We start from the raw sequence: 5,650 nt of genomic DNA, 5'->3' as shown, positions 1-5,650 counted from the left end.
GCTCCACTTCCTGGCGCTGCTGATCTCCCGCTACTTCATCGCCGTGGGTCCGCCGGCGCTCGAGCCGGCCGCCTCGAGGGCGGAGCCTGCCCCTGAGCCCCACGGGCTCGAGGTGTACCGGATCGTACCCTCGGCTGTGCATACGCTGCCCGCGGCGCTTGCGCCCGTTCGAGCAGGCCCTCGCCAGGCGCAGGAGCGGCCGCCGCCCGTCCCGCGCGCCGGCGCCGAAGGGCCGGCGGGGCAGCCCGAGGGCCGGGCTGCCCCGCGTGCGCTTTCGCCGGCGGAGCGGCTGCGCCCCCGCGTCCACGACCGCCGGCTCTGGGTCCTGCCGCACGAGCTCGAGCCGCCGGCGAAAACCGACGAGGAGCTCATGCGGGAGCGGGTGTACGGCCGCATCGATGAACTGAACGACTCGCTGCGCGCGGAGCTCGAGGCGCAGCGCCGCGGGACGGACTGGACGATCAAGGGGAAGGACGGCAAGCGCTGGGGCATCTCGCCCGAGGGTATCCACCTGGGCGGCATCACGCTGCCGGCGCCCTCCTTCGGCGCGCCGCCCGGGCGCCGGGACGAGATCAACGATCGGCTGCGGGAGTGGGGCGAGATCCAGCAGCAGTCGGACCAGGCGCGCATCCGCGACCGCTTTGACGAGCGGGTCAAGGCGATCCGCGAGCGCAAGGACCGGGAGCGGGAGGAGAAGAAGAAGGAAGGGAGCTAGCGGTCCACGTCAAGGCGCCTTGCGGCGCCGTTGCGCTCGGGATGACACCTAAGTGGTCGAATCCGCAAATACGGCCGTACTTACGAACTCAACCACTAAGGACCGCGCTGCTGGCAACCGCTCAGCGCCGTTGACGGCGCGGGCAGTGGCGCGCTAACCTGATCCCTTTCACACCAACGAGGCTAATGGCAAATGGCGGAGCCGCTTGCGCCGCAATACGATCCGCGCGCCGTCGAGGCGCCGCTCTACCGTGGCTGGGAGAAGCGCGGCGACTTCCGCGCGGATCCAGGCGCGGTCGAGCGCGGCGAGCGCGAACCCTACGTCATTGTCATCCCACCGCCCAATGTCACGTCGGTGCTGCACATGGGTCACGGCTTGAACAACACGATTCAGGACGTGCTCATCCGCTGGCGGCGCATGCAGGGGCGGGAGGCGCTCTGGGTGCCGGGCACCGATCACGCGGGCATTGCCACGCAGAACGTGGTGGAGCGTCAGCTCGCGCAGGAGGGCAAGACCCGCTACGACCTGGGCCGCGAAGCCTTCGTCGAGCGGGTCTGGGACTGGGTGCAGGAAACCGGCTCGACCATCCTCGAGCAGCTCCGCTCGATTGGCAGCTCCTGCGACTGGAGCCGTACCCGCTTCACGCTCGAGCCGGAGCTGTCCCGTGCCGTACGCGAAGTCTTCGTCCGCCTGTACGAGAAGGGGCTGGTCTACCGCGGGAACTACATCATCAACTGGTGCCCGCGCTGCCTGACGGCGCTGTCCGACGAGGAGGCAGAGCCGGAGGAGACGCGGGGGAAGCTGTACTATCTGCGCTACCCGCTGGTGGAGCGTACGCAACAGGGCGAGGGCGGAGACGGCCACGGTGAGGCGGATACGCGGGGACAGGGTGTGGCGGGCGGGCGCGGTGTCGCCCTGTCGGCAGAGGCAGAGGGAGAGGGAGAGGGAGCGGGCACGGGCACGGGTACGGGTGCCGCCTCCGTGGGGGATGCCGTGGGACAGAGACTGGCGGCGCTGCCGCGGCTGGCAGATGGCCGCGAGTACCTGGTGGTGGCGACGACGCGGCCCGAGACCATGCTGGGGGACACCGCGGTCGCGGTGCATCCGGCGGACGAGCGCTACCGCGGCGTGGTGGGCCGCGAGGTCGCGCTGCCGCTGACGGGGCGGCTCATCCCGGTGGTGGCGGACGAGGCTGTGGATCCCGAGTTCGGCACGGGCGCGGTCAAGGTCACGCCAGCGCACGACCCGCACGACTTCGAGCTGGCGCAGCGGCACGGCCTGCCGGCGCTGGACGTCATGACACCCGAGGCGGCCATGGGGGAGAACGCGCCGCCCGCGTTCCGCGGACTGGACCGCACCGAGGCGCGGGAGCGAGTGGTGCAGGCGTTCGCGGCCGAGGGGCTGCTCGACCGCGTCGAGGAGTACGTCCACGCGCTGCCGCACTGCTACCGCTGTGAGACGGTGGTCGAGCCGCGGCTCTCCGAGCAGTGGTTCGTGCGCATGCGGCCGCTGGCGGGGCCGGCGCTCGAGGCGTCGCGCGCCGGCCGGGTGCGCCTCACACCGGAGCGCTGGACCAGGGTCTACGAGCACTGGCTGGAGAACATCCGGGACTGGTGCATTTCGCGCCAGCTCTGGTGGGGGCACCGCATCCCGGTCTGGTACTGTCAGGTGGAGGGGTGCCGCGAGACTATCGTCGCGCGCGAGGACCCCACGCAGTGCCCGAGCTGCGGCGGCGCCGAACTGGTGCAGGATCCGGACGTGCTGGATACCTGGTTCTCGTCCTGGCTCTGGCCCTTCTCGACGCTCGGCTGGCCGGAGCAGACGCGGGACCTGGCCGCGTTCTACCCCACGCACACCTTGAGCACGGCGCCGGAAATCCTGTTCTTCTGGGTGGCGCGCATGATCATGGCCGGCCTCGAGTTCATGGGTGAGGTGCCGTTCCGGGATGTCTACCTGCACGGCACGGTGCGGGATACCCTGGGTCGCAAGATGTCCAAGTCGCTGGGCAACGGCATCGACCCGCTCGAGGTGGTACAGCTCTACGGCGCCGATGCGCTGCGCTACACGGTGATCGCTGCCGCGGGCGTGGGCACGGACGTCTACATGAACCCGGAGGACCTGGCAGAGACCTTCGCGACGGGGCGGAACTTCGCCAACAAGCTCTGGAACGCCGGCCGCTTCGCGCTGCTGAACCTGGAGGGCGAGGCTGTGCAGGCGGTAGCCGACGTCGCCGGCTCGCTGGAGCTGGCGGACCGCTGGATCCTCTCGCGGCTGGCCGCGGCGGCCGACGAGGTGACCAGCGCGCTGGAGACGTTCCGGTTCCACGAGGCGGCGGAAGTGCTGTACCGCTTCTTCTGGGGCGAACTGGCGGACTGGTACCTGGAGCTGGTGAAGCCGCGGTTTTATGGGGAGCGCCCGGGCTTGGGGACGGGTACGGGCGCGGGTTCGAGTGAGGCGAGCAGGGAGGCGGCGAAGGCTACGCTGGTCGAAGTGCTGGACGGCGTGCTGCGGCTGCTGCACCCGATCATGCCCTTTATCAGCGAAGCGCTATGGCTGCGACTGCCGTGGCCAGGCGGGCGGGAGCGGGAGCAGTCCCTGGTGATCGCGGCCTGGCCGGCGCCGCGGCCGGAGCGGCGGGAGGAGCAGGCAGAGCGGGAGATGGGCGCGCTGATCGAGCTGATTGGGGTGGTGCGCACGCTGCGGTCGGAGTACAACATTCCCGCAGGCAGGGAGCTGGAGGTTCGGCTTTCCCACGTCGCGCCCGCGCTGCAGGCGGCGCTTTCGGCGGAGGAGCGAGCGCTGCGCCGGCTGGCGCGGGTAGGCGCGGTTGTCTATAGCGATGGCGCGCTGGCCGACGCGCGCGGCGGCGCCCACGCCGTGCTGCGTAGCGGCGCGGAGCTGTTTGTGCCGCTGGCAGGGGTCCTGGACGTGGAGCGGGAGCGGGCGCGGCTGGGGCGCGAGGCGGAACGCGTAGGCGGGCAGCTTCGGGCGGCGGAGTCCAAGCTGGCGAACCCGCGGTTCCTGAGCCAGGCGCCCGAGAACGTTATCCTGCGGGAACGGGAGAAGGCGGCGCACTTCCGGGACCAGCTCGACAAGCTCCTACGCAAGCTGGCCGCGCTGCAGTGATGCGCTGTCGGGGCTGGCCCCTGGCCATTGCCGGGCTGGCGGCGTGCGCGCGGGCTGAAATGCCGCCTGGGGGGGCGCCGGACAAGCAGCCGCCGCGGGTGATTGCCACGACGCCGGAGCCCATGGCCGTGGTCCCCGGCTGGGGCGACGCAGTCGTGTTCCGCTTCGACGAACGGATCAGCGAGCGCGGGGTCGAGGAGGCGGTGTTGGTCTCGCCGGAGACCGGCGAGCTGCGCCTCGAGAAGGGGCGCTCCGAGCTGCGCATCCGGCTTGAGGGCGGCTGGCGGCCGGGGCTCGTATACCGCGTAGTCGTGCTGCCCGTGATCCAGGACCTGTTCGGCAACCGGCGCCAGTTGCCCGCCGAGCTGGTCTTTTCGACCGGCCCGCCCATTGCCGCGACGGCGCTGGCCGGATTCATCACGGACCGGCTGAGCGGGCGCCCCGCCGCAGACGCGCGCATCGAGGCGATGCGGCAGCTCGATTCCGTGTCCTACGTGGGGGTCAGCGATACTGCCGGCTTCTTTGCGCTCCGTCACGTGCCCGCCGGCCGCTATCACCTCCTCGCCTATCTGGACCAGAACCGGAACCGGAAGAGCGATCCCTTCGAGCCCCGGGACAGCGGCTCGACCGTGCTCTCGGCCACCGACACCGCGCTCCTTGCCATGTCGCTGCTGGCGCCCGATACGACTCCCGCGCGGCTGGCGCGCGCCGACGCAAGGGATTCGCTGCACGTCGCCCTGGTCTTCGACGACTACATGGACCCGCAGGTGCCGCAGGCGGAGGCGCAGGTCGCGCTCTGGCGGCTGCCGGACAGCACCCGAGTCGAGGTGCGGGAAGTGTTGTATCCAGCGGAGGCGCAGCGCGCCCGCGTGGCACGGCAGCAGCAAGAGCAGGCGGAGGCGCAGGTCGGAAAGGCCCCGCCCGAGGTCCTGCCCGCCGATACGGCCGTGGCCGCCGCCGCAGGCGAGCCGGCGCCGCCATTGCCCACGCAGGAACTGGTGGTCATCCCGGCGGAGCCGCTCGAGGCCGGGACACGCTACCGGGTCGAGGCCGCGGGCATCACCAATATTCACGGCCTGCCGGGGGGCGGTGGCGGTGCGGTGTTCCAGACCCGGGCGCGGGCGGCGGCGCCGCCGGCGGATTCCGTCGGGGCGGCGCCCAGGGATACGGCAGGAACGCGCGCGGTATCCGGTTTGGTCTTGCGGGGGAGGGGATCGGGTACGGGTACGGGTAACGGGTACGACAGCAAAAGGATCGGCCTCGAATGACTGATCCCCGGCGAGCGATCCCGGCAGTCGAGCGGCTGCTGGCCAGCGCGCCCTTTGAGCGGCTGCTCGAGCGTGCGCCGCGGCGGCTGGTGCTCGATACGCTGCAGGCCGTGCAGGAAGAGCTGCGCGCGGCGCTGGGTGCGGGAGCGCTGCCGCCCGACGGGCCGAGGGATTCTGCCTGGTACGCGGACCGGGTCGCCGAGCGCCTGGCGCTTCGCGAGCGGCCGTCGCTCCGGCCCGTCATCAATGCCACAGGCGTGGTGCTGCACACCAACCTGGGGCGCGCGCGCCTGGCGGAGTCGGCGCGGCAGTCGGTCGCCCGGGTCGCCGCGTCGTATTCGAACCTGGAGTACGACCTCGAGGCCGGCGAGCGTGGCTCACGCTATGACCACTGCGCGGCGCTGCTCGTCGAGCTGACCGGCGCCGAGGCGGCGCTCGTGGTGAACAATAACGCGGCCGCTCTGGTGCTGGCACTGAACACGCTGGCTGCGGAGCGGGAGGCGGTGATCAGCCGGGGCGAGCTGGTCGAGATCGGCGGCTC

The 5,650-nt window shown here is 71.5% G+C and carries 4 protein-coding genes; all 4 read left to right on the top strand.

From position 1 onward, the window contains the following. A partial coding sequence (locus HY703_05045; GenBank protein MBI4544542.1) for a hypothetical protein occupies positions 1-715 on the top strand: 715 nt, incomplete at its 5' end. A gap of 192 nt (positions 716-907) precedes the next feature. Beyond that, on the top strand, positions 908-3,841 hold the full coding sequence (locus tag HY703_05040; GenBank protein MBI4544541.1) for a valine--tRNA ligase: 2,934 nt from the start codon (positions 908-910) through the stop codon (positions 3,839-3,841). After that, complete coding sequence (locus HY703_05035) at positions 3,841-5,109, top strand: hypothetical protein (GenBank protein ID MBI4544540.1); 1,269 nt, start codon at positions 3,841-3,843, stop codon at positions 5,107-5,109. The genes HY703_05040 and HY703_05035 overlap by 1 nt, the downstream gene beginning before the upstream one ends. After that, on the top strand, positions 5,106-5,650 hold a 545-nt coding region (locus HY703_05030), incomplete at its 3' end, for an L-seryl-tRNA(Sec) selenium transferase (GenBank protein MBI4544539.1). The genes HY703_05035 and HY703_05030, both read left to right, overlap by 4 nt.

Source organism: Gemmatimonadota bacterium, from assembly GCA_016209965.1.
Lineage (GTDB): Bacteria > Gemmatimonadota > Gemmatimonadetes > Longimicrobiales > RSA9 > JACQVE01.
This window is presented reverse-complemented; position numbering and strand designations above follow the sequence as displayed.

Excerpts from the sequence above, each read along its gene's own strand:
- HY703_05040 (MBI4544541.1), top strand. The coding sequence starts at position 908 with ATGGCGGAGCCGCTTGCGCCGCAATACGATCCGCGCGCCGTCGAGGCG.
- HY703_05035 (MBI4544540.1), top strand. The coding sequence starts at position 3,841 with ATGCGCTGTCGGGGCTGGCCCCTGGCCATTGCCGGGCTGGCGGCGTGC.